The 24,714-nt window shown below is 60.1% G+C and carries 18 protein-coding genes and 1 pseudogene; 9 read left to right on the plus strand and 10 right to left on the minus strand.

The features are described from left to right. Nucleotides 1–54 precede the first annotated feature (54 nt). Nucleotides 55–579, minus strand: coding sequence for an IS5 family transposase (locus tag RBJ75_RS21635; protein ID WP_152647725.1), 525 nt, complete (start codon nt 577–579; stop codon nt 55–57). Nucleotides 580–665: 86 nt separating this feature from the next. Continuing rightward, nucleotides 666–836, minus strand: a pseudogene (locus tag RBJ75_RS21640) (hypothetical protein); the annotation flags it as partial. A gap of 184 nt (nt 837–1,020) precedes the next feature. Between RBJ75_RS21640 and RBJ75_RS21645 the strand changes: the two are divergent. Together RBJ75_RS21645 and RBJ75_RS21650 are read left to right on the plus strand one after the other, a co-directional pair. Continuing rightward, nucleotides 1,021–2,277 (plus strand): IS701 family transposase, encoded by a 1,257-nt coding sequence (locus tag RBJ75_RS21645; protein WP_044411552.1) that lies wholly within the window; start codon nt 1,021–1,023, stop codon nt 2,275–2,277. 166 nt (nt 2,278–2,443) lie between these two features. Next, entirely contained in the window at nt 2,444–3,532 is a 1,089-nt protein-coding gene (locus RBJ75_RS21650) for a PAS domain S-box protein (RefSeq protein ID WP_234707418.1), read from the plus strand. Between the two features lie 96 nt (nt 3,533–3,628). On the opposite strand, the gene RBJ75_RS21655 is transcribed toward RBJ75_RS21650, so the two are convergent. From RBJ75_RS21655 to RBJ75_RS21670, 4 genes are all read right to left on the minus strand, one after another. Further along, complete coding sequence (locus tag RBJ75_RS21655) at nt 3,629–4,030, minus strand: hypothetical protein (protein ID WP_044411546.1); 402 nt, start codon at nt 4,028–4,030, stop codon at nt 3,629–3,631. Nucleotides 4,031–4,103: 73 nt separating this feature from the next. Next, the gene (locus tag RBJ75_RS21660) at nt 4,104–4,325 is read right to left on the minus strand and encodes a hypothetical protein (RefSeq protein WP_044412140.1); all 222 of its coding nucleotides are present in this window, start codon (nt 4,323–4,325) and stop codon (nt 4,104–4,106) included. 60 nt (nt 4,326–4,385) lie between these two features. Continuing rightward, on the minus strand, nt 4,386–6,512 hold the full coding sequence (locus tag RBJ75_RS21665; protein WP_044412137.1) for a ParB/RepB/Spo0J family partition protein: 2,127 nt from the start codon (nt 6,510–6,512) through the stop codon (nt 4,386–4,388). A gap of 174 nt (nt 6,513–6,686) precedes the next feature. Next, nucleotides 6,687–7,880, minus strand: a complete 1,194-nt coding sequence (locus RBJ75_RS21670) for a DUF932 domain-containing protein (RefSeq protein WP_276156818.1) — start codon at nt 7,878–7,880, stop codon at nt 6,687–6,689. Between the two features lie 665 nt (nt 7,881–8,545). On the opposite strand from RBJ75_RS21670, the gene RBJ75_RS21675 reads away from it, so the two are divergent. The 7 genes from RBJ75_RS21675 to RBJ75_RS21705 all read left to right on the plus strand — a co-directional run bounded on the left by RBJ75_RS21675 (nt 8,546) and on the right by RBJ75_RS21705 (nt 20,089). Next, nucleotides 8,546–11,671 carry a class I SAM-dependent DNA methyltransferase gene (locus tag RBJ75_RS21675; protein WP_052628797.1) on the plus strand — a complete coding sequence of 1,042 codons (3,126 nt, stop codon included), beginning with the start codon at nt 8,546–8,548 and terminating at the stop codon, nt 11,669–11,671. Further along, nucleotides 11,668–12,333 (plus strand): hypothetical protein, encoded by a 666-nt coding sequence (locus RBJ75_RS21680; protein WP_276156816.1) that lies wholly within the window; start codon nt 11,668–11,670, stop codon nt 12,331–12,333. Before RBJ75_RS21675 ends, RBJ75_RS21680 begins: the two co-directional genes overlap by 4 nt. Before the next feature lie 361 nt (nt 12,334–12,694). After that, nucleotides 12,695–12,943 (plus strand): HigA family addiction module antitoxin, encoded by a 249-nt coding sequence (locus RBJ75_RS21685; protein ID WP_411194479.1) that lies wholly within the window; start codon nt 12,695–12,697, stop codon nt 12,941–12,943. Further along, entirely contained in the window at nt 12,930–15,731 is a 2,802-nt protein-coding gene (locus RBJ75_RS21690) for a class I SAM-dependent DNA methyltransferase (protein ID WP_044414094.1), read from the plus strand. The genes RBJ75_RS21685 and RBJ75_RS21690 overlap by 14 nt, the downstream gene beginning before the upstream one ends. After that, on the plus strand, nt 15,728–16,822 hold the full coding sequence (locus tag RBJ75_RS21695) for a hypothetical protein (RefSeq protein WP_152647773.1): 1,095 nt from the start codon (nt 15,728–15,730) through the stop codon (nt 16,820–16,822). Before RBJ75_RS21690 ends, RBJ75_RS21695 begins: the two co-directional genes overlap by 4 nt. Next, nucleotides 16,822–18,897, plus strand: coding sequence for a DEAD/DEAH box helicase (locus RBJ75_RS21700; protein WP_276156815.1), 2,076 nt, complete (start codon nt 16,822–16,824; stop codon nt 18,895–18,897). The genes RBJ75_RS21695 and RBJ75_RS21700 overlap by 1 nt, the downstream gene beginning before the upstream one ends. Continuing rightward, nucleotides 18,890–20,089 carry a GIY-YIG nuclease family protein gene (locus tag RBJ75_RS21705; protein ID WP_044412692.1) on the plus strand — a complete coding sequence of 400 codons (1,200 nt, stop codon included), beginning with the start codon at nt 18,890–18,892 and terminating at the stop codon, nt 20,087–20,089. Before RBJ75_RS21700 ends, RBJ75_RS21705 begins: the two co-directional genes overlap by 8 nt. 76 nt (nt 20,090–20,165) lie before the next feature. Here the strand turns inward: RBJ75_RS21705 and RBJ75_RS21710 are convergent, their stop codons facing one another. The 4 genes from RBJ75_RS21710 to RBJ75_RS21725 are packed head-to-tail and all read right to left on the minus strand — an operon-like array spanning nt 20,166 to nt 24,713. After that, entirely contained in the window at nt 20,166–21,077 is a 912-nt protein-coding gene (locus RBJ75_RS21710; protein ID WP_044412693.1) for a 3'-5' exonuclease, read from the minus strand. Beyond that, nucleotides 21,067–23,064: an ATP-binding protein gene (locus RBJ75_RS21715; RefSeq protein ID WP_044412694.1), complete on the minus strand. Its 1,998-nt coding sequence runs from the start codon at nt 23,062–23,064 to the stop codon at nt 21,067–21,069. The genes RBJ75_RS21710 and RBJ75_RS21715 overlap by 11 nt, the downstream gene beginning before the upstream one ends. Next, on the minus strand, nt 23,054–24,361 hold the full coding sequence (locus RBJ75_RS21720) for an SIR2 family protein (RefSeq protein WP_044412695.1): 1,308 nt from the start codon (nt 24,359–24,361) through the stop codon (nt 23,054–23,056). The genes RBJ75_RS21715 and RBJ75_RS21720 overlap by 11 nt, the downstream gene beginning before the upstream one ends. Beyond that, on the minus strand, nt 24,354–24,713 hold the full coding sequence (locus tag RBJ75_RS21725; RefSeq protein ID WP_080901066.1) for an XRE family transcriptional regulator: 360 nt from the start codon (nt 24,711–24,713) through the stop codon (nt 24,354–24,356). The genes RBJ75_RS21720 and RBJ75_RS21725 overlap by 8 nt, the downstream gene beginning before the upstream one ends. Nucleotide 24,714 lies beyond the last annotated feature (1 nt).

A 24,714-nucleotide genomic window follows, 5' to 3' on the forward strand; every position in this document is an offset into this window, starting at 1 on the left:
ACCCGTCTCGGCCGTCCTCTGCCTCTCAGATCTGGTTTCCAGGCCACATCTTTGCTAGGCCGTGTGGACGAATTTGACCAAGCATAGACCGGCAGCGAAGCTGACGATTGATCGGAAATTCTGTGCGGTTTTTTCGCATCGCAGAGCGACGCGTTTGAAGCGCTTGAGCCGTCCGAAGCCCTGCTCGATACGGGCGCGGGCCTTGTAGAGCGTCTTGGCGAAGAAGGCAGGCTTATTCTTCTCGTTGACTTTGTGAGGAATCACCGGGGCGATACCGCGCGCTCGTGAGGCGGCGCGATTGGCTTTGCTGGAATAGCCTTTGTCCCCCAGCGCGGCGCGTGGGGTGATGTCTGGCCCCATGTCGAGCAGGGTCACGAAACGGGTTGTGTCCGCAACCTGGCCGCCGGTCAGATCGAACGCGATGATCCCGCCCGAATTGTCCGATTTGGCGTGGATTTTCGTCGTGAACCCACCGCGCGAGCGGCCGAGCGCCTGGCCTTGCTGCCCCCTTTTGCGCCGGCCGCCGAGACATGGGCGCGCACGATGGTGGAATCGAACATCTGGATCAAATGGGCAGATGCGCTCATCTCGGCCAGTGTGTCGAAGAAGGCTTCGAACACGCCGGCCTTGCTCAGCCGGTCAAAGCGCTTCCAGACCGAGTTCCAGTGGCCGAAGCGCTCCGGCAACGCGCGCCAGCGCACATTCTCCACCGGGAAGAAGTGCATCGCTTCCAGAAACAACCGGTCGTCCGCTGCCTTGCGGCCCCGCAAGGGCAGGCAGGCGCGGAAAATCTCCAGCGTGTTCGTCCAATCCGCATCCGTCATTTTCGTAGACATCGCCGACCTCCAAATCAGTCGGCATCTTATGAATCAGACTGGATCCGTCCGCGGAACCCCAAAATCTGTACCTGAGTCAATTCGTCCACACAGCCTAGCACTACTTTGGCAGAATGTCCGTTTTGGGATTCCCAAGCGGCAAAATCCCTGATTCATGGGGAGCCAGCTTTTCTGGAGGCTGGCGATGGAATCGGACTGGCGGAGCGAGTTGGAGGCGTGGCTTGCGCCGTTTGTGGCGGCGTTGCGGAACAAGACACGTGGGCGGATGTGTCCGGCCTACATAGCGGGCTTGATTGGTCCAGGTGATCGCAAGAGTGTGCAGCCGATGGCCGCGCGCGACGGCGAGGTCAGCTACGATCGGCTGCATCATTTCATCGGTAGCGGCATCTGGGACGAAGCTCCGCTGGAGACGGCATTGCTTGCCGAGGCCGACAGCCAGGTCGGTGGCGAGGATGCCTGGCTGATCATTGACGATACCACCTTGCCGAAGAAGGGCAGTCATTCGGTAGGGGTAGCACCGCAATATGCCTCGGCGCTCGGCAAGAACGCCAACTGCCAGACGCTGGTATCGCTGACCTTGGCATCGCGTGAAGTGCCGGTCATGGTAGGCTTGCGGCTATTCCTGCCGGAGAGTTGGACTTCCGATTTGGCCCGGCTTGATCGCGCCGGTGTGCCCGACGGCCATCATGCCTACAGGACCAAGCCGGAGATCGCGCTGGCCGAGATCGACAGGGTTCGTTCCGCTGGTGTTCGCTTTGGCTGCGTTCTCGCTGATGCAGGGTATGGCCTCTCTGGCCACTTCCGCCAGGGTCTGAGCGAGCGCGGCCTTACCTGGGCCGTCGGCATACCGTTCAAGCAGAAGGTCTACCCCGCGGATGTCACGATGATCTTTCCCGTCGCCGGGCGAGGCCGTCCTCGCAAGAACGCGATACCGGACATCACCTCGGTATCGGCGCAGACCATGCTGGAGGCGGCGCCATGGCGCAAGGTCAGCTGGCGGCGCGGGACAAAGGGACGGCTCTCCGCCCGCTTCGCTGCGATTCGTGTTCGGGTCGCAGACGGACCACCACAGCGTATCCATGATATGGGCGCCCAGCACCTGCCCGGCGAAGAGGTCTGGCTCATCGGCGAACATCGCTCGACCGGTGAGCGCAAGTATTACCTGTCCAATCTCCCGGGCGAGACGCCGATCAAGCAGCTGGCCGGCGCCATCAAGGCTCGTTGGATCTGCGAGCAGGCGCACCAGCAACTCAAGGAAGAACTCGGCCTCGACCATTTTGAGGGCCGATCATGGAAAGGCCTGCATCGACACGCGCTGTTGTCGATGATCGCCTTCGCCTTCCTTCAGTTCCTCCGCCTCAAACAGGCCAAGGGGGGAAAAAAGAGGCCCAGGACCGCCACCGCAGCCGAGCCTTCCCAAAATCAGGCAAGCCATCATTGACCGGATCGCGAAGCCCCCAGATCGACCATGTCCCCACTGCGGGAGCAGGCCGTCCGATCCATCGCAAAAAAATCTGCCAAAGTAGTGCTAGTGCTGTGCTTATATAAGCACCGAGTATTCAAGAGATGCTGCGACCCTGAGGCGGCACGGCAGGAGGCCGCTCCGAGTGAACAGTAATAATGGCAAGAGCGATCCTGACGATATGCAGGCAAGCACGACGATGTTTCATAGCCAACCCACGAAAGTATCGGGCGGACCTGTGCATTTCGAGGCTGCGGAAAGCGATCCGGATCCCCGCGATTGGTTGGCCGCGATCATTGATGGGTCTGAGGATGCTATCATCAGCAAGGATCTCGGAGGCATCATCCGAAGCTGGAATCTCGGCGCGGCGCGCGTGTTCGGCTATTCGGCTGACGAAATTGTCGGACGTCCGATCACGATCCTCATTCCGGAAGAGCGGCTCGACGAAGAGCCGGCAATTCTCGGCAAAATCCGGCAGGGCGAGCGGGTCGATCATTTCGAGACCCAGCGGCGACGCAAGGATGGCTCCCTTGTCGATCTGTCCCTGACGGTCTCTCCGATCCGAAATACCAGCGGTGTGATTGTCGGGGCGTCGAAGATTGCCCGCGACATAACCGAACAACGGCAGGCTCAGGAGAAGCAGCGCCTCCTGTTCAGCGAGATGCAGCATCGCGTTAAGAACCTCTTCGCGCTCACGGCGGGCATCGTCACGTTGAGTGCCAAGTCGGGGGCAAGCACTGACGAAATAGTCCGGATCATCCACGAGCGGCTCAGCGCGCTTTCCCGCGCTCATGATTTAACGATGTCCGACGCAGGGGCCAGAGGCTTGGACGAACGGGCTATAAGCTTGCCTGCGCTTTTGGGGGCGATCCTGGAGCCTTATGCGGATCAGGAGAGGATCATCATCGAGGGCGCAGCTCCGATGGTTAGCGGCAAGGCGCTGACCAACATTGCGCTTCTGCTGCACGAACTGGCGACGAACGCGGCCAAGTACGGCTGTCTGTCGGTTCAGGACGGCCAGCTTCAGGTACAGGTCTTGCAACAAGATGGTGGGGTCAGGCTGACCTGGGTTGAAACGTGCGGGCTGCACATCGTTGCTCCGGAGACGGCGGGCTTCGGCAGCCGCCTGGAAAAGAGTCTAACGATTGCGCTTGGGGCCGCTATCGATCGCGAATGGCGATCTGACGGGCTGACTGTGCTGGTCAGCGTTCCGGAGAAAAACCTGTCGAGTTGAGTTTGTCTCAAGGCGTCAGGTGCAGTCCAACAGCGCCAGATCCCCGCTTCCGCAGCGAGAAGCCGGATCTGGAAGTTGGCACGGGCGTGATCGGGATCAGCGCACACCTCCTTCGGCGAGCCAGCGGCCGGTGCTCATCCATTCGATCGTGCGGCCCGTGCTGAGATCCAGCAGATGGGCGCCGCCGGAATAGCCGTCGACGACAGGCTCCGAGGCAATCCCGGCCCACTGAAACCCCCAGGTGCCGGTAAGCGCGAACGTCTCGGCGCAGCGCGTGACGTAGGTGATCAGCAATTGCGGATCGGCGGTGCCGGGATCACGAAGCCAAAGGCGCGTCGCGCCGTGCTCGGGTGTCAGGGAGAGCAGGAACGGCTCGGCGGGTGGGTCCTCGCGAGCGTTCTCAGCCATCAGCGCAGTGTAGATGTCGAAGGCCCTTGCGACATTGGTGGCCGAGCCAACGTCGAGCAGGCAGGAAAAGCGGGTGAGATAGGCGGGCATGTCGGGCTCCTGAAACGAAAAGAGCCCGGCGCTGGGGCCGGGCTCGGAGGGGTCGGGTTCGTGGTTGCAGGGGCTAATAGCCGAACTGCCGGGACGGCCAGGACCGGCCGTCGTCGGCGGCCGTGACGGCCTGGTTCAGGTTTTCGGGATCGCCCTCGACCACGATGGGGTCGCGAACAGGCGTCTCGTCGATGACGGTCACGCGGGCAACGAGGCCATCCTCGACCTCGACATGAACGGGCACGAGATACTGGAAGACGACGTGCCGGGTCGGCACTGGGCTGATTTGCACCACGCGGAAGCTCCTGCGATTGGAGGAAGGTGCGGAGCGGCCGAAACCCGCTCCGCTTGTCCGTCACTCGGCGGCGATGAGGTGACCTTCGTCGTCGGCATCGGCCGGGGCTTCCTCCTCGTCATCGGTGCTGAGGAACTCGGGCAGCGTCGTGCCGTCCTCGTCGCCGTCGCCGTCGCCGCTTGCCGCGCCGTTGATGTCGGCGAGGCGCAGCGGCTCGGGAAGCCAGCCGGTATCGGCCAACAGCCGCTCGGCCTCCTTGGCCATGTCGCCCTTCTTCAAATGGTCGATGAGCTGCGCCGACACCTCGCCCTTGGCCTCGCGGACCGCCTCAAGGATGCGGGGCTTGGTCACCCGGCCAAGATAGTTGTCGACGGTCGGGCGCCATCCCGCGTCTGCCATGTCGAGACCGACGGCGTGCGCGATCCGGTCGGCCTGCTTCAGACGACGTTCGAGCCCGTGCTGAGAGGTGCCGGAGCCGCCATAACGATCCACCTTCTCGGAGAGCGCATTGACGCCGTAGGAGACGCAATGCGCCAACAGGGCGGCCCGTCTGGCGTCGTCAAGGTTGACCAGCCAGTCCCACAGGGCATCCTCGTCCTGCGGGATGTCGGCCTCCCAGCCTTCCTGCCGTTCCGCCACCGACTTGGCGGACGTGCTGTCCTTCAGGTCGGCGGCCTGGGCGGAGAAGAAGACGTGGCGGACCGACACCTCCAGGCACCCGCCGGAAGACGAGGTGCGGTGGAAGGTGTCGAGCACCAGCTTGTGCAGCAGCGCCGTCATGGCGACGTGCGGATTGCCGGCCAGCGCGTCCCGCAGAGCGAGGGTGCGGTGGGCCGTCAGTTCGCTGACCAGGCGTTCGGGCAGCGGCTTGACGACATCGTCCTCATCATCCTCCGGTTCGGCCTTGCCCCCGATGGTGATGACCGCCCGCATCGGCTCCGCGTTCGGCGCGTCGCCTTCGGTTTCGCCGGTGCCTTCGGTCTCACGCTCGATCGGCGCCTCGTCTTCGGGTCGGACATAACCGCGCTCGATGGTCAGTCGGCCCGAGCTGTCGATGCTGACGAAGGCGCCGGCGCGCGCGATCTCGGCCGGATCGTAGAGGGTCGGCCGGTTCTGAAAACCGGCGATCGCCGTCTCGATCTCCTCGAGCCGCAGATCGACCGCCTCCGGCAGGTCCTCGCCATCGTCATGCTCGGCATAGAGCCGATCCAGCTCCTCGGTCAGGGCCTCGTAGGCGGCCTGCTCGTCGGCGGAGAGTTCGGGGCGTTCGCCCGTGATCCGACGCAGGCCCGACGTATGGCCGTAAGGAAAGTCGAGCGCGGCATCGATCCAGCGCCAGCCCTCGGCCGCGATCTCCTCGGCGGCGGCGCCGAGCTTCGCGGTGGAGAGGCTGTCGAGCAGCACCGGGTCCTGCAGCCACCCGCCGTCGTCGGCCTGGAACAGATCGCGCAGCGTTGCGCCGCCGGCCGCCTCATAGGCTTCGACCCCGACGAACTGCGCACGGCGATCGGAAGCGCGAACGGCGCCCTCGGTCAGCATGCGGCGGATCTCATAGGGCTGGCGGCTGTAGGATCGCTGGATGGTTTCCCAGACCTCCATCTGCCGCGCATGGTCGTGCGACACCGTGAAGGCCATGAGCTGGTCAAGCGCGATGCCGTCCTCGGCATAGACGTCGAGCAGCGCCGGGGCGACCGCGGCCAGGCGCAGGCGCTGGCGGACCACGGCCGGGGTGACGTAGAAGCGGGCGGCGATATCCTCCTCGCCCATGCCGCGCCCGATCAGCGCCTGGAAGGCCCTGAACTGATCGAGCGGATGGAGCGCCTCGCGATGGACGTTCTCGGCGAGGCTGTCTTCCTCAGCCGGGATCGCGGAGGCCGCGTCGCGGACGTTGCAGGGGACTGGTGCGGTCTTCGCGAGACGCTTGGCCTTGACCAGCAGTTCGAGCGCCCGGAACCGGCGACCGCCGGCCGGGACCTCGAAGATGCCGGTTTCCACGCCCTCGCCGTCGAGCACAGGGCGGACGTTGAGGTTCTGAAGAAGACCGCGGTGGCCGATATCCTCGGCCAGTTCGGGAATCGAGACGCCGGCCTTGGTCTTGCGGACGTTGGCCTGGCTCAGGATGAGCTTGTTGAAGGGGATGTCGCGACGCTCGCCAAGGGACGCGATTTTCTGAACGGCGGTTGCCATGTCGGGATACTCCATGACGGGCGGCCGAGAGACTCTCTCTCAACCTCCAACCCGTCACGGAGCGCAGCGCCGCCCTCTTCCTCTAAGGGGGCAGCGCCACGGGCCGGCAAACCGGAAAGACACGGAAGCGCAAAGCCGGAGACACGGAAAACCGCATCCCCAGCTTTGCGGAAATCAGGCGGCTCGATCGAGCAGCTTCTTCGCCTTTGCCTCCATGTCGAGGCGGGCGTCCTGATGGGGTTTGTCACGCGCGACAGCGGTGATGCCCTGCACGAAGTCGAAGATGCTTTCGGGTGGGCGACCTTCCTCTGCCAGCACCGTGTCGATGATCCTGCCCGTTTCCGCCTTTGCGAAACCGCGTCGGCGCAGGAAGTCGGCGCGATCCTCGTCGGTGCGCGCCACGATCCGCTCGCGGGCGGCCTTGATGCCGTTGACGAAAGGCAGGGGCGAGGAATTGGCGAAGTTCAGAAGCGCAGGGGCCGCCTCATGGGCGAAGCGGTTGGCGGCATATTTGGAGTGGCGGATGGTGATTTCCTCGAAATCCTCCACGCCCCACAAATTTCGATTCTGGCAGACCGCGCGGAGGTAGAAGCTCGCCATGCCAAGCGTCTTGGCGCCGACCTCGGAGTTCCAGCAGTAGAAGCCCCGGAAATAGAGATCCGGCGAACCGTCCGGCAGGCGGCCGGCCTCGATCGGGTTCAGATCGTCGACCAGGAACAGGAAGACGTCGCGATCGGAAGCATAGAGCGTCGTGGTGTCCTGGGTGATGTCGACGCGCGGATTGTAGATCCCGGTCGACCAGTCGAGCACGCCGGGCACCTTCCAACGGGTGTCGCCCGTGCCGTTGCCGGCGATGCGCTGCACGGCTTCCACGAGTTCTACGTCAAAGATCCTCCCATAGTCCGGCCCGGTGACAGCGCGCAGTTCCGTGTGGCCGTCGTCGGTTTCCAGCGTCTTGATCTGCTCGGCCCGGTTGGAGGTCAGGCCGTATTGCAGGTTGATGGCGGCGAGCGCCGCCGGGAGCTGGCGCAGATAGGCGGCCGGCGCGCCGACCAGGCTGGCGAGCTGTCCGAAGGACCAGTGCGTCGGCGCGATGGCCGTATCCGTGCCTGGCAGGATCAACGCCAGCCGCTCCGGGTCGCTGCGGTTCGCCTCCACATGGATCAAGGCGCTTTCCACCACGCGGGTCCGGCTGCGGTCGGCGCGGTCGCGCACAGACCGCGCCAGCTCGGACAGCGACAGATATCGTTCGTCGGCCGGGCGCGAGAACCACTCGGACGAGACGCGGCCGACCCGCTCGCCGCGGCCGACATCCACTTTGTAGCTGCCGCGGGTGTCGCGGCGCGCATCGAGGACTTGCATGTTCATGGGACCAATCTCCACGACGGGCGCCGGAGACCTCTTCTCCAGCCCTCAACCCGTCACGGCAAAGCCGGCCATCCTCTTCCTCTCAAAGGGGCGTTGCGGGGGCCTCCCGCAGAAGGGGTCGGCCGAGACGCAAGGCTCGGACGCAGGGGAAGGCTTTCCCCTCCTGGCAATCTGAAGGTTTCGAATGCTCTGCACGAAGAAGGGGGTACGGACGAACCCGGGCTCAACCCGCTACGGGTAACCGCAGCCGCGAACCGCAATTATGCCGGCCGAGAGTACGACGCGGCAATCTGGGAACTCCCCGTCAGGCTGATCGCCTATGGATTCACATCATTTTATGTGCTTAATACATTAAATGATGTGTGTCCGGCGAGCCCTATGACTTATGATGCGTTTGTCGCAGAGCTTGCTCGGGCTGGCCTCACGATTCGGGAGTTCGCCAGCCTACTTGGCATGCGACCGAACTCGATCACGAACAATCGGAAGCGGGGAGAGGTCCCTGACCACTTGGCTGTTATAGCGGCTCTACTGTCTGAACTACGCCTTTCAGGAGTCCCTGCTGCGCCCGTCTTCGCCCGACTTGGCCTGACCAAGAAGAAGCCTCGTGGTGCTGCGACCATCGGGCGGTTCGCTGGAGACAAGCAAGGAACATTGGAATTGCGCTCGTGACGGAGAGTTCACCCCTGACCCTCGATATCGCCGGCGACCATCTGGGTTGGCCGCATGTCGAGGCAATCCTCGCTCCGAAGGGCGCGGGCGCGGCAGTTTTCGCGGACCTCGTCCGAGGTAAGATCGGCCGATCACTCGACGCTATGCCAGATGCGCGCGGCATTCGTTTAGGCGTTCTCATGGCGGACGCGGCAGCGGCTACATCAGAACCACCTCTGGCGATCGTCGCCGAGTTCGCAGGACCCGTGAGCGAAGACACGCTGCGCGAACTGCATCGCTTGGCATGGAACTTCTCGCATGCGCCGACCCTGGTTACGATCGAACCCACGATCCTCAAGGTCTGGACCTGCTGCGAAGCCCCTGATCCGAGCCGGGATCTCGCGACGTATCTGGTTCAGAACGTGGCATCCGACGCCATGTCACCGCACGGCTCCGACCCACTCGAAGCTCAGGCTGCGCGCGCCTTGCATTGGATCAACCTTGTCTCCGGCCAGTTCTTCTTAGCCCACGCGGCTCGGTTTCATCGCGATGGTCGAGCCGATCAGATGCTGCTCGGGAATCTTCGGCATATCCGGGCAGTGTTGGCCGGTCAGGGGCTGGTCGACGACGATATCTGCCACGACCTTCTGGCGCGGATCATCTTCGTTCAGTTTCTGTTTGATCGGAAGGACCAGGACGGCAAGGCTGCTCTCACGCCTGCAACCTTGCAGCGACTGCAGAAGGAGGGCGTCCTCGCCGAGATCCACGGCAGCTTTGCCAGCATCCTGTCGAGCTACGATGATACCTACCGACTATTCGACTGGCTGAACACGAAGTTCAACGGTGATTTGTTCCCAGGAAAAGGTGACACAGATCAGGCGCGGGCGGTGGGTTGGGCGATAGAGAAGGACATTGTCCGCCCGGCGCACCTGGCATCTCTGGCGGAGTTCATCCGGGGCGATGTGGACCTGGGCTCCCGGCAAATGTCGCTATGGCCGCAATATGCCTTCGACGTCATCCCGCTCGAATTCATCAGCAGCATCTACGAGACGTTCGTAACGGAGCGTGCCGCCAAGGACGGCATCTTCTACACGCCGCCCTATCTCGTAGACTTCATTCTCGATCAGGTTCTGCCTTGGAACGGAACCGAATGGGATTTGAAGATCATCGATCCTGCGTGTGGATCCGGAATTTTTCTGGTCAAGGCGTTTCAGCGGTTGGTCCACCGCTGGAAGCTCGCCAACCCAGGCGATACGGTGCGAGCTGAGACGCTGCGCCGGCTGCTCGAGCGCAACATCTTTGGCGTCGACAAGGACCAGCATGCGGTGCGGGTCGCGTGCTTTAGTCTTTACCTCGCCATGTGCGACGAGATTGAGCCCCGTCACTATTGGACCCAGGTGACTTTCCCGCCCATGCGCGGCCGCCGCCTGATTTGCTCGGATTTCTTCACTGAAGGACAGACCGGTTTCGATACCGCGACAGATGGTGGCTCATACGATCTGGTGCTCGGGAACGCGCCGTGGGGCGACGGTGTGATCACTGAGGACGCCAAGGTCTGGGCCAAGGCAGGGCGTGGATGGTCTGTCCCCAATAAGGACATCGGCGGACTGTTCCTGGCTAAGGGCTCGGATCTGACAGCGCCGTCCGGGCGGGTGGCGATGATTCAGTCCGCAAACTCGCTGCTTTTCAATATCAGTCCAAAGGCCGCCAGATTTCGCGAGCAAATTTTCGGACGCCGCCGGGTCGAGGCGATTTTCAACCTCTCGGCGCTCCGCTTCAAGGTCTTTCGGCGCAAGACTCACACGACCAAGACTTCGGCCGCCCCAGCATGTGTCGTCATCATGGCTCCATCGGCACCGGCAGCTGACGACCTAATCCGCTACGTCTGCCCGAAGCATGTCCGTCCGCTAGTTGATGACTTCAGCATCCTGATCGAACCTCAGGACGCTCGCGTGCTGCGGGTTTCGGATGCCATATCAGAACCGCTTATTTGGTCGCAGCTCATGTGGGGCGCACCCCGCGATCTCCAACTGATCCGGCGGCTTCAGGGCTTCCCGAGCCTAGGAGCTTTAGCCGGCCAGAGGGCGTTTCCGTACCAGCAGGGCTTGAATTTCGGCGACCGGAAGAAGGCGATGCCGGACCTTGAAGGGCGCCGCATCTTCGATGAAACGATGTTTCCTGCGGATAGCTTCCTGACCCTGGAAACTGAACCATTGCCCGTCGCGCACGACCTGAAAATTCACTCGAAGGCTTCGACCGGGGTAGCGGCCTTCGCCTGGCCCCAACTCATCATCAAGCACAGTTTGAACAGCCCGACGCGACGTTTCCATGCGCGCATTACGAAATCGTCCAACAGGGAAGGCGTTCTTCCCAACCAGAGCTATTTTTCCGTCCACGCCGACTCGGCGATCCTGGATGCCGCCTGCCTTGCACACAACTCGCGCCTGGCGGTGTACTTCCATTTTCTAACGAGCGGGCGGGTGTCCGCCTATCGCCCCAAGCTATCTCGGGACGAGATTCTTTCGCTCCCTATACCGGATCCGGCCGAAGCCTCACTGGATGGGATTTCGGATTACGCCGGCCTGGACGCCCGGGTCTTTGATCTCTTTCGCCTCAACGAGGCAGAGCGTGTTCTGATCGAGGATGCGCTGGCCTACACCGTCGACGGCTTCCTGGAGACCGATGAAACTCTGGGCGATGAGTCGACCACGTTGGGTGACACTGACGACGAGGCCCATCTGCGTGCCTATTGCGAATATTTCATCAGGGTCATCCGAGCAGGATTCGGCGAGGATAAGCCGCTCTCAGCAACGATTTTCCGAGCGTCTCAGGAACAGATGCCCCTACGCCTTGTGGCCTTCCGCCTTGGAGAAGACACGGGAATCTCAGTCCAAGAGATAGCCTCACCAGAGCTTCTGCGTCAGTTGGAACAGCTGGCCGACCTAGACGCCCCGTCCGGTGGCGGATTGTTCAATAGGCGGATTGGCCGCATCTACGACGCAAGCAGCGGTGCGCCAACAATCTTTCTCGTCAAGCCCGATCGAAAGCGGTTCTGGACCAGAAGCGTTGGCCTCCACGATGGCGATGAGGTGGCGCTGGATCTGCTCACCTGGGGACGCCCCATCCAGGAGATGGTGATTTGACTTGGGCCGTCTCGCCGGCCGCGGCCACCTCGGACCCCGCATTTCTGACGCTTGCTGCATCATGGGCACCGGAGCCGGCGCGGCAGTTCTTGTCTCTCGTCTGGCTCGCCTACGACGCGATGCGTGAGTCGATGCCCTTCGTCGACGGCGGCGATCTGGAGCGCAGCATCACCCAAGTTCTTGAGCCGCGAATTTCCGCCGCGATGACGGGATTTGAACCTTTTTACGTTCAGCACGGGCCGTTCGAAAGGGAGACCAGACGTCCAGCACCTGCGCAGCCGCCGGAATACGATCTCGCCTTCGTCCTACGAGCCGATGAGCGCATCATGTGGCCCCTTGAGGCGAAGGTTTTGGAAACTCCCGGCGCCGTGGCCGCCTACGCCCACGACGTGGAGAACGAGTTTCTGAAATGCCGCTATGCGCCGTTTTCGAGCTCCGGCGCCATGTTGGCATACCTGATCTCTGGAGACGCAACAGACGCGTTGGCCTCGATTGCAACCAAGCTCGGCTGCGAGCTTCACGATGTTGTCGAGCACAGCGCGCGGCCAAACCGCTACTCGAAGCACACCCGGAGCGTTCCTCCCGGCAAGCACTATCCCTCCGCATTCGACTGCTACCACTTGGTGCTGGAATACCCTGGGCTGACTCGAAGTAGGGCTTGACCAGCCGCGGCCTGTGACGCCGCCCTCCAGCACCGCCGTCATTAGCATACTATTTTCGGGACGAGATCCGGAGGGCCTCACGCTCACAGTCGCACTTCCCGTTGAGCGTCTTACGGGCTGGTTCTGATCTGCGCAGACGGTCAAAGGGGCGTTGGGGGCGTCCCGTAGAAGGGGGGCCGAAACGCAAGGCTCGGACGCGGGGGAAGGCTTTCCCCATAAGCTGTGGGTTCAAGTTCTGCGGCAATTGTCGAGTGTCGATTATCACTATAGGGTTCCGCAGTAGGATTTCGAGCGAGTCGATTTGGCGATGCATCCAGGATCAGTGGTTCGGCAGGAATGCCTCGAAAAGCACGGGCTGAGCGTGACCGACGCAGCACGCGTTCTCGGCGTGGATCGGCAAACCCTCAGCAACTTGCTGAACGCGCGATCGGGTATCTCGCCTGAAATGGCGATCCGACTGGAGAAGGCTTTCGGGTTGCCGGCCCGCGAGTGGTTGATGCGTCAACTCGATCACGAACTGGCCGAGGCGATGCACAAGGCCGACGGCATCGAGGTCCAACCGTTTGCTGGCACCTCGGACGACAGACAGGGCGCTCATGAACGCGGTTGAAATCGAAGAAGCCATCTCGGCGCTCGCGGAGCGGCCGTTCGACACCGAAGAGTTTCCCTACGCGTTTCTCGAGGCCTTCGGGAACAAGGAGACCACCCTCAAACGCCTGCGCAAGGGCGAATCAAACAAGTCCGATCTGGGCGGCGTGCTTCAGACCAACAACATTCATATCGCTACCTGCAAGTCAGGCGAGGTGACGCGCACGCTGATAGCGTTGAAGGCCAGCCCGGCTACGGCGCGGGCCAAGGCGCGTTTCGTGTTGGCGACCGACGGCGAGCTGTTCGAAGCCGAAGACCTAACGATCGACGATGCGCCGGTCTCTTGCACCTATGCGGATTTCCCCAACCACTTCGGCTTCTTTCTACCGCTGGCTGGCATCACCACGGTCAAGCAGGTCCGCGAAAGCTCGTTCGATATTCGGGCGACGAGCCGCCTCAACCGGCTCTATGTCGAGCTGCTGAAGGACAACCCCGAATGGGGCACCGCGCAGCGCCGGCACGACATGAACCACTTTCTGGCCCGGCTGATCTTCTGTTTCTTTGCGGAAGATACCGACATTTTTAACGGCATCGGCGTGTTCACGTCGGCCATCGAGAGAATGAGCGCGAGGGATTCGTCCAACACCCAAGAGGTGATTAGCGAACTTTTCCGCGCCATGAATACCAAGACTACGGAACGGGCCGCTGCTGGCCTCCCGCGCTGGGCTGATGGTTTTCCCTATGTGAATGGCGGGCTGTTCTCCGGCAGCACGGATGTGCCGCGCTTCAGCCGCATCGCGCGATCCTACTTGCTGCACATCGGCAGTCTCGATTGGAAGAAGATCAACCCGGATATTTTCGGATCGATGATCCAGGCGGTTGCAGACGACGACGAGCGCGGCGCACTTGGCATGCACTACACCAGCGTGCCGAACATCCTGAAGGTGCTGAACCCGCTCTTTCTCGATGACCTGCGGGAGAAGCTGGATGAGGCTGGCGACAACGTGCGCATGTTGCTCAACTTGCGCAAGCGTATGTCGAAGATCCGCGTGTTCGATCCGGCCTGCGGATCGGGGAACTTCCTCGTCATCGCGTACAAGGAAATGCGGGCGATCGAAGCGGAAATCAATCGACGCCGCGACGAAGCTGACCGGCGTACCGAGCTTCCGCTGACCAACTTTCGCGGGATCGAACTGCGGGATTTCCCCGCCGAGATCGCACGGCTGGCGCTCATCATCGCGGAATACCAATGTGATGTGCTCTATCGCGGCCAGAAGGAGGCCCTGCGTGATTTCCTGCCGCTCGATGCGCAAAACTGGATCACCTGCGGCAATGCGCTGCGCCTTGATTGGTTGAGCCTGATGGATGCCAAGGGCACAGGCGTGAAGCACCATGCGGACGACCTGTTCCACGCGCCGATAGGTCAGGCGGATATCAAATTCGAGAACGAAGGCGGGGAGACATATATCTGCGGAAACCCTCCTTATTACGGAGGAAAGCTGCAGAGCGATGAACAGAAGGATGATCTGGAGGCAGCGTTTCAAGGCACGCAAGTCAACTGGAAGTCGCTGGACTATGTATCAGGTTGGTTTATGAAAGCCGCTCAATATATTAGCCGTTCAACAGCACATTGCGCTTTAGTTAGTACTAACTCGATCTGTCAAGGGCAGCAAGTTCCAGTTCTATGGCCTGCGTTGCTTAATGAAGATGTTTCTATTCGATTTGCACACACATCATTTCGTTGGTCGAATTTGGCCACCAATAACGCAGTGGTTGTCGTCGTAATTGTTGGTCTCAGCCGTCGCGAAGGAGGTATTCGGAAAAAGCTAATATCAACATCTTCAGACGGTGAAGTCACATCAAGGGACGTAGAAAACATCAACCCTTACTTAGTCGCAAGCCCCGATGTAATTGTGGAGCCGACAAATTCGCCAAAGAATGGGCTTCCCAATATGGTGTTCGGAAATATGCCGAGAGATGCTGGGAACCTTCTTCTCAGTTCCGAAGAGCGTAAGCAGATATTGCAGCAATCCGCGAAGGCGGAAAGATTCATCTATGAATTCCGTGGATCTGATGACTTTATTCACGATAATAGGCGCTACTGCGTCTGGATTAATGAAGTCGACATAAGCGAAGCGGTGGATATTGTTCCAATTCGAGAGCGGTTAGAGCGAGTGGCTGATGCCCGTAGAGGAATGAAGGCTGCGTCGACGCAGAAATTTGCCGATCGCCCTCACCGTTTCGTGCAAATTCAAGGCGTCGCAAAGAATCATTCTATCATTATTCCCCGCCATACATCCGAGAGGCGTGAATACTTGCCGGTTGGTCTCCTTGATGCCAAATCAATAATCGCTGACAGCGCGCTGGCGATTTATGATGAGCCTAATTGGGCGTTATCAATTATCGCTTCTAGACTTCATTTGGTTTGGATAGCTGCCGTCTGTGGAAAAATTAAAACAGATTTTCGCTATTCTAATACGATCGGGTGGAATACGTTCCCGATGCCCCGGCTGACGGATAAAAACAGGGAAGACTTAGCTGAGTCTGCCGCTCAAATTCTGATCACTCGTGAGTATTATTATCCATCTACAATTGGAGAAATGTATGATCCGGATAAGATGGAGACCGAATTCTCACAGTTACACCAAGCTCACAGACGCAATGATGAGATCGTAGAGCGTATCTATCTCGGCAGAAGATTTAAGAATGACACGGAAAGGTTGGAGAAGCTCTTCTCACTATACGCGCAGGCGAACGACGGCGAGGTTGTGAAGGAGCTTGCAACGGCGGGAACGGGGGGGCGGTTATGAGCAAGGTCGGTTACATTGCGCAACCAGCGACGACAACGACGCTGGATGCTATAGAGGCTTTTGCAAAGGCCGATGACTTAGCATGTCTTGACACTGCAGCCGCCTATGTCACCGCCAGTGGCGTTCATGATCTTTTAGTGCGGATGGATGCGGCACTAAACGGTGCGTGGAAAGGTGTAAAAAAGCGCTGGATAACATCGTTCGATTACTGTCGGACGCAGCCGGTTGCGCTGGAGACCTTGTTGTCACTTCCCGCCTCATCAGTGCGTGTCTACGACGCGCATTTCTGTCTTTCACACAGCGGGATGCCAAAGGTTCCTTTTCATCCAAAAGTGTTTCTCTTCCGTGGAAAGGAGCAGGACTACGCACTTGCGGGGTCTGGAAATCTGTCACGGTCTGGATTGTCCCGCGGAGTCGAGGTTGGCCTGACCCTAGCGGTGAAGCGAAGCAATCCGGTTGAGCCCAGTTCTGCAGCCTCAATAAAGGGCCTACGAAACTGGTATACAGCGACTTGGAATGCCTCGGATCCCTTGGATGCCATCCTGCTTAAGAGATACGCTAATCTGTTTGACAGCGTGCCTAAACTTCAGAACCCGACACCCACAGAAGATGACCTGGCTAGTGGCGATACCACCAGAGGGGCTCTCACCGGTACGGACTTGCAGAAACTTAGGGTATGTTCAAACTTCTGGGTAGAGGCAGGCAATATTACGAAAAATAGAGGCCCAAAGCTCCCAGGAAATCAACTGATGCTGAAGCGTCTTTCGCGCGTTTATTTTGGGTTTAATCCAGCGGCCGTTCCACAAAATACGTCAATCGGAAGCGTAAACATGCATTTCGACGGCGGTCCGGTGGATCAATATACATTATCGTATAGCGATAATAAGATGGATAAACTTAATCTCCCTATGCCTGGCGCCGCGGGTCCAGCCGCATACGACAATCGGGTTTTGTTATTCACTCAGATTGGGGCTGACTTATTTAACTTAACTGTTGGAACGAACGCCGACAAAGGCAGCTGGCTAAAGCGCAGCAAAGCCATTGGCGCTAATTTCAAGATGTCGAGTGGCCGCGAGTGGGGGGTATTTTGATGGAAGAATCGAAATCTATTGATAATCTAAAGCTGGCGGTCCCCTCCGTTTCGGTCAGGTACGCCTCCAATGGTAGCTCGACAAGAGCCAACGAGTTCGGCATGCGGCCGATGCAGGAGCGCGCATTCGAGAAGCGAGGTGAGCAATATCTGTTGATCAAGTCGCCGCCGGCATCGGGCAAGAGCCGCGCGCTGATGTTCATCGCGCTCGACAAGCTGGCCAATCAGGGCGTCAAGCAGGCCATCATCGTCGTGCCGGAAAGATCCATCGGCTCCAGCTTCCATGACGAGGCGTTGAGCAAGCACGGCTTCTGGGCGGACTGGCACGTCGAGCCGAAGTGGAACTTGTGCGACGCACCGGGCAACGACAACGGCGGCAAGGTCAATGCGCTGGGGGCTTTCCTGGAAAGCCGCGACAAGGTTCTGGTCTGCACTCATGCGACTTTCCGCTTCGCCGTCGACAGATTCGGGCTTGAGGCGTTCGATGAGCGGCTAATTGCGGTGGACGAGTTCCACCATGTATCCGCCAATCCAGATAACAAGCTAGGCATTCATCTGGGCGGATTCATGAGCCGTGACCGCGTGCATATTGTCGCGATGACCGGGTCTTATTTCCGGGGGGACGCGGAAGCCGTGCTGGCCCCGCAGGACGAAGGCAAGTTCGAAAGCGTTACCTACACCTATTATGAGCAGCTCAACGGCTATCAGTATCTGAAGCAGCTCGACATCGGCTATTTCTTCTACTCGGATTCCTATGCCGACGACATTTTAAAGGTACTGAACCCGGCCGAGAAGACGATTATCCACATCCCGAACGTCAATTCGCGCGAGAGCACGAAGGACAAGATTAAGGAGGTGGAGCACATCATTGAAGAGTTGGGCGCTTGGCAGGGGACCGACCCGGCCACCGGATTCCAACTGGTCAAGACGCCGGAAGGCCGGATCCTGCGTATCGCCGATCTGGTCGATGATGACTCCGCCAAGCGGGACCGGGTTTCGGCCGCGCTGAAAGATTCATCGCAGAAAAACAACCGTGATCACGTCGACATCATCATCGCGCTTGGCATGGCGAAGGAAGGCTTCGACTGGATCTGGTGCGAACACGCGCTGACGGTCGGCTATCGCTCCAGCCTTACCGAGATTGTGCAGATCATCGGCCGCGCCACCCGCGATGCGCCGGGCAAGATCCGCGCCCGCTTCTCGAACTTGATTGCCGAGCCCGCCGCCGCCGATGACATCGTGACCGAGGCCGTCAACGACACGCTGAAGGCCATCGCGGCGAGCCTGCTCATGGAGCAGGTGTTGGCGCCGCGCTTCGAGTTCAAGCCGAAGAACCCGCAAAACGGGCCGTCGCCGGGCTTCGACTATGGTGAAGGCGGCTTCGATCCGAGCAAGTGCAACGTTGGCTTCAACGAGGACTCCGGCAAGTTCCAGATCGAGATCAAGGGCTTGGCTACGCCCAAGAGCGAGGAAGCGACCCGCATCTGCCAGGAAGATCTGAATGAGGTGATCGCGGCCTTCGTCCAGGACAGGACGACGATTGAACGTGGCCTGTTCGACGAGGAGATGGTTCCCGAGGAACTGACCCAGGTGCGTATGGGCAAGATTATCAAGGACAAGTTCCCGCAGCTCGACGCGGAGGACCAGGAGGCTGTTCGCCAGCATGCCGTGGCGGCGTTGAGTCTGACCCAGAAGGCGAAAGAAGTCGCGGCGGGCAGCGCGCTGGGTGACGAGAGCGCGAATACCGCCTTTGTTGATGGCGTGCGGAAGTTCGCGATGGACGTGCGCGAGTTGGACATCGACTTGATCGACCGGATCAATCCCTTCGGGGAGGCCTATGCGATCCTCGCCAAGACCATGAGCGAGGAAAGCCTGAAACAGGTCGCCGCAGCGATTGCCGCCAAGCGCACCAGCCTGACGCCGGAGGAGGCTAAGGTGATCGCCAAGCGCGCCGTTGAGTTCAAGCGGGAACGCGGACGTCTGCCGTCGATCAGCTCGGCTGATGCTTGGGAAAAGCACTTGGCTGAAGGCGCCGCAGCGTTCGTCCGCTTCAAGGATGAGGGCCGCTATGAGTGACCTCGACCTTGATGAACTGCGCTCGGAACTCGACGATTTCGCGCAACCGGAAAAGAAAGGCGGCCCTTCGCCCCGCGAGGAGCGCATCATCGCGGGATTTGAGGAAATTCAGCGCTTTGTCGAGAAAAACGGTCACGCTCCGCGCCTCGGCGAGGACGGCGACATATTCGAACGGCTGTACGCCGTGCGGCTCGATCGACTGCGTGCGCTGGAAGATTGCCGCTCCCTCCTCAGGCTGTTTGATCACCAGGGACTGCTGACCGGCGCGCCGTTCACGTCGTCTGCGCCGGCCGACGGAATGGACGCGGACGAGCTGCTTGCCGAATTGGAAGGTGCCGCGGGTTCATCTGACATCACCAAGCTGCGCCATGTACGCACCAGCGCCGAAAAGCGCGAGTCCGAAGAAATCGCGAGCCGGGAAAAGTGCCTCGATTTCGAAACGTTCAAACCGCTATTCGAGCAGGTGCAGAGCGACCTCGAAAGGGGGCTCCGCACCACAAGGCCGTTCGTCAAGGATGCAGGGTTCCTCAAGGCCGACGTTCAGGCGGGCCAGTTCTTCATCCTTGGCGGCCAGACCGCCTATGTCGCCAAGGTCGGAGAGCCGATAAAGGCGCCGAACGGCGAAACGGACGCGCGGCTCAGGGTTATCTACTCCAATGGCACCGAGAGCGACCTGCTGCTGCGGTCGCTCCAGCGCGCACTTTACAAGGATGAGGCTGGCCGGCGGATCACCGAGCCGAGCGCGGGACCATTGTTCGACGACCAGACGGGTGATGGCGATCAAGCGAGCGGAACGATTTACGTGTTGCGCAGCAAATCCGACTATCCGCTGGTCGCCGCGAACCGCGAAATCCTGCACAAGATTGGCGTGACGGGCGGCAGCGTGGAGCGGCGTATCGCCAACGCTCGCTTCGATCCAACCTACCTCATGGCCGATGTCGAGATCGTCGCTACTTACGAGCTCTACAACGTCAACCGCGCGAAGCTTGAGACCTTGATCCACAAGGTCTTTGGCGCGGCGCGGCTGGATGTCGAGATCAAGGATCGCTTCGGCCAGCCGATCGTGCCCAAGGAGTGGTTCTTGGTTCCTCTGTTTGCCGTGGATGAGGCCGTCGTCCGCATAAAGGACGGTACGATCACGGGATACGTCTACGATCCGCAGACTGCGCGTTTGGTGCATCGAGAACGCTGACTTCACCGATACCCGTTAAGAGTACCCGCGAAAGCGATCACCCGATTTTGACGTGAAGGGGGCCGCGAATGCCCGTTCAGCTCACGGTGAAAAATCGATCCGAATATCGATTGAACGCAGTGATCGCGCTCCTGCGTATCGGGGCCTCCCGCTGATAGATATCTGCATGAAGAAAGCTGATCTCAGCAGATAAATCGGCTTCGGTAACATCGATCCACCAGCCGCGCGGCTGTCTTGTGTTGTCACCGTTCCAGCGATATCCGCGCGCCTTCAGAATATCCTTCTTCTCGAAGGGCGAATTCTCGGCCCAGCATCGGACGCTATTGGTCCTCGCAGAGGCGAGGAGCACCTTAAGCGCGCTTGTTCCGGTCGCCGCCAACGGTCGCGCCAGAAGCTCCACGGCTGCATGGCAGTCATGAACGGCGCGATGTCGATCATAGTAGAAGCCGCTTGTGGCAGCGAGAAACGCAAGTTTGTTGGTCTCGAAGCCATGATCCTTCCAAGGCACTTCGCTCATCGAGCAAGCCCACGGATTACGTGCGAAGGATGGGCAGAACTTCTCCATGAAGCGGCGATCGAACGCGGCGTTGTGTGCAACTATCAGGCTCCCTCCCGCAAAGCGGCTGACCGAATCAGGATCAATGGACTTCCCGGCGACCATGTCCTGGTCGATTCCGGTTAGCTTCGTCACCTCGGCGGGAATCGGGCGAGTCGGTTGACGTAGTTCGTTGAAGGGGACGCCGACGCCAACAATCTCGTCGTCGTCGGAGTAAAAGAACGGGAGCATGGCAAGTTCGATAATCTCATCAACGTCGGGATCCAGCCCTGTCGTTTCGACGTCCAAGAGCACGCCCCGCTTTGACCCAGGGGGCGCCTCGGCCTGACTTGTGCCTGGCCTAAGGCGCCGGAGAACGCGATAGTCGCCGGTGGCCTCAAGTATGGCCGCCATTTGCTCCGAAGAGAGGATTTTTTCCAGTTCAGAATTCATCCGGCAGATCACTGGCTGCTGGCCCCAGCTTAAGCAGTGATGGCCGCCCGGCCTCGTGGAACCAGAGATCGACGATTTTGGCATCATCGCTCGCCGGCAGCGGCCAAGCGCTCCGCACTTTGAATGTAGTCGGCAGATTGACAGAATTGCCGAAGACAAGCGCGTGCTGTTTCGGAAGCGATGGGAGGCGACGAAGCACGCTGTCAGATATGAACGGCGTCATCTGCCTGATTTGGGAGAGATCGTCGGGGTTCTGAATCCGGTGAACCACGAAATTCGAACATTGGGAGAGGACGGTTTTTGAAAGCTCGCTGGGGCGTTGCGAAGCAACTAGAAGAAACAGGCCGTATTTGCGGCCCTCTTTCGAGATACGCTCGAAAATCCGACCAGCGTCCATCGCATAGCGCGATGGTGTCGAGGCGACGTAGCGATGCGCTTCTTCAAGCAAAAGATGCACCGGGAAGCGATTGCGTGGGTCAGCTTGCCTCAGAAGGCGGAAAATCATTCGCGCCAGGACCGCGCTGACGAGTTCCACGACTTCATCTTCGACTGCGTTCATGTCGATGATGACGATCTGGGAAGCCTTGGTATGGCCGCCAGCGGCGGCTTTTAGGCCTAGGAGGCTGGCTAGGAACGCGGCCGGCTCGCTGGCGCTGGCAGCGTCGTGACGGAGGAAGGCGTAGTCGGCTCGCTCCTCCAGCGCTTTGAAGCGCGTCACCATCTGCGAGCAGTAATCTCGAATTTGCCGGTTGCCGTGAGCTTCCTGGTAGAGAAGGGCGAGGTCGATCGCATCCCCGAGCGCAGGAAAATCGAATGGCGTTCCATCGTAATCCGGGAATTTCAGGTCAGGATCGATGAACCCGCTCACGCCGTCTGCACCGGCCAGATAGGTATAGGCCCCCTGAAGATTTGGCATGTTGCCGTAGCTTACTGTGATCCACTGGCTCAGCTTCGCGGCGTTGATTTCCTGCGTGCGGAAACGCTGGAGAATTCCGCGGATGCGCGTCTCCTTGGCACCCGGTTGGTTCTCGTCGCCTAAGATCTGCGTGATGCAGGTGGCGAGGATATGATTGCGGAACGTGTTCAATTGCGCGCCGCTATTCTGGCCGAACAACGTCGCCAGACCGAGAGCCATGCGCAAGATGGGAAGCTGTGTGCGCTCGCTCGCCTGGAGGAGCAGTTCCCACTCGGACAGGTCGAGAAACCAGTGAGGGACACGGAACTTGCCCGATCCTGCTGAGCCGTCGAGGATCACTCGTTCGACGCCGATATCCGCCGGAAGCTTGGAGAAGGCGGTGTGATATTCGCCGTTGACGTCCAGCACGACGAACGTTGCGCCGCGGGCGTGGTGTTCGTCGGGCTTTTCAAAAAGAGCCTGAAGGACTGATGCTACTGTGCAGGATTTTCCGCTGCCGGTGTTTCCCAGCACGGCCACGTGCCCACCAAAGAAATCGTCGATGCGGACCTTGACCTGATAGTCTTCAAAAATGACCGACTGGCCGATGCCCAGGTTCCGAAAGCGGGTCGCCTCTGCTGGGACGCACTCGGCCCCGGCATGGCCAATGGAGGGAACGAAGGCGGCGTCCGTATCGAAGATGCGATCCAGCTCGGTGTCGAGCGCATAGAGCGCGTCCGCGAATAGCGAGGGGAATATCGATACGCCGAAGCGGAACTTGCCGACGCCCTGGAGGGGCAGCATGCCCACGGGAACCACGTCAAGAAATTTGGCGGAACTTGCCTTATCCAATTGGCCGTTTCCGCCGCTACCGCCCGGACCGTCCCGTTCACGTAGGCCAACGACTTCGGCCACGACGTATTCGGATTGTGCGGGGATCATCAGGAATGAGCCGAGCCGGGCGACGTAGTGAATGTCGTCGAAGCCGACGACGGTAAAGTTGTCGGTCCCGCTGTGCATCTCGATGACGAAACGGTCGGCGGCGACGGACGTCACCTTGCCGATCGCCCGTTTGCGGTCGTCAGAGCTCACTGTCGTCGCCCTTCGTTGGCCCCATCTTCTCCAACACCAACTTCACCGCATCATCGATGCGTTCGAGGGGGCGTTGAGGCAAAAAGTGCTCGACGATCGTGCTGAAGTAGTGGGCGCGGGTGCCTTCCTCTGGACCGTCGCCCCCGATGATCCAGATTCGCGGGTCGTTCAGCTTCCGTAGTTTTTCGATCTCGCCTCCCGACGCCGGGTCGGCGAAAATTATGAGGCGGAAGGTGGGGATGGTGAGCGCCTGATAGATGATGTGGTTCAGGTGCTCGTCGCCAAAAGCGAAGCCCGCGGTAATCAGGACGCTCTGTTCTCGCACGATCCGTGATTGGAATTCGCGGAAGAGGTCGGCGTAGGGCGAGCCAAGGCTCGAATTCTGCTTCGCCGGCGTCGGGTAGATCATCACCTTCGTCGGTTCGTCCTGCGGCCACAGCTCGCGAACTGGGAAGAGGCCGTGGTCATCCTCGGTCCAACTGATCGAGCCGTGCAGCTTGCAGAGATAGACGAATCCATCGACCGCCGACCACTTCCGGTTTGTTAGGTCGAGTTGTTCAGCCAACGCATAGCGGAAGGTGGCGGGATTGAAGCGCCGCTCGACCACGCCAGAAAAGCCGTTTGCATAGGGTAATCCCAAACGATCCATCGCCCGTTCGTTGAACAGATCATAGTTGGTTGTGAAGACCCAGGGCCTCGGCAAGGATCGGTCGCGTAAAACAAGCTTACGATAGAAAGCTTGGTAGAGATCAAGAACGGTTTGATCGCCGTTAGCGAACGCGCCATTGGTACAGCGGTCCCACAGGAAATCCTGCACTTTCTTGATGATCTTCTCGACCTTTGCACCGTTTTCCGCGTGCTTGGGTTTGTTGCTCCGCTCGTAGATGAAACGCAGGCTGTGCAGCAACTCCATCAGGCGTTCTAGGTTGCGCGAATACTCCGTGTCCGACAGGCTCGCGCCGACGGCTTCCAGGAATTCGATATCGGCCTGATCCAGCGCCCAGTCTGGCGTGGGGATAAGGTTCAGATCGTCTTCCAGATCCGGGACGCAGGGATGCTTGCAGAATTCCTTGGCGAGCGGCGCCATCGTCGAGATGCCGCGCTCTTGTTTATCGAGCACGAACGAGGAGCAGCCCGCGCCCAGAAGAAACGCTACATTCCTCGCGTTCAGGGCCTCGCCAAGTGCTTTGCGAACCTGCTCAGGCCCACGTTCCCAGCTGACGGAGGAGGTGACGGAATCACCATGGCGAACAAATTCGAATTGTGCCGGTGGAGTTTCTTCTGCGAGATCAGCCACGAGCGCGCCGCGCGACAGTTGGCTTGCTCGCTGACCCGGTAACATCGCCGAGATGGTGGATCGTAAATATTGGGCGAGCTGGCAACTTCACTGTTATCTCAAGCTTTCCGCCGATTGCTTCGACATAACTGCGCAGCGTCGAGAGATACATATCCGCTTGGCTCTCGATCTTTGAGACGGACGGCTGCTTGATGTTGAGCGCCGTTGCGATGTCAGCTTGCGCTTTGCCGGCGATCTGGCGCAGCTCGCGCAGGCCTTCGACTTCCTGCTTCAGTACCTGATAGCGGGACTCGATTGCCGACTGCTCATCCGCGGGTAGCTCGGCAATGATATCGTCGATCGTCCTGCCCATC

This window comes from Rhodopseudomonas sp. BAL398, from assembly GCF_033001325.1.
Lineage (GTDB): Bacteria > Pseudomonadota > Alphaproteobacteria > Rhizobiales > Xanthobacteraceae > JARJEH01.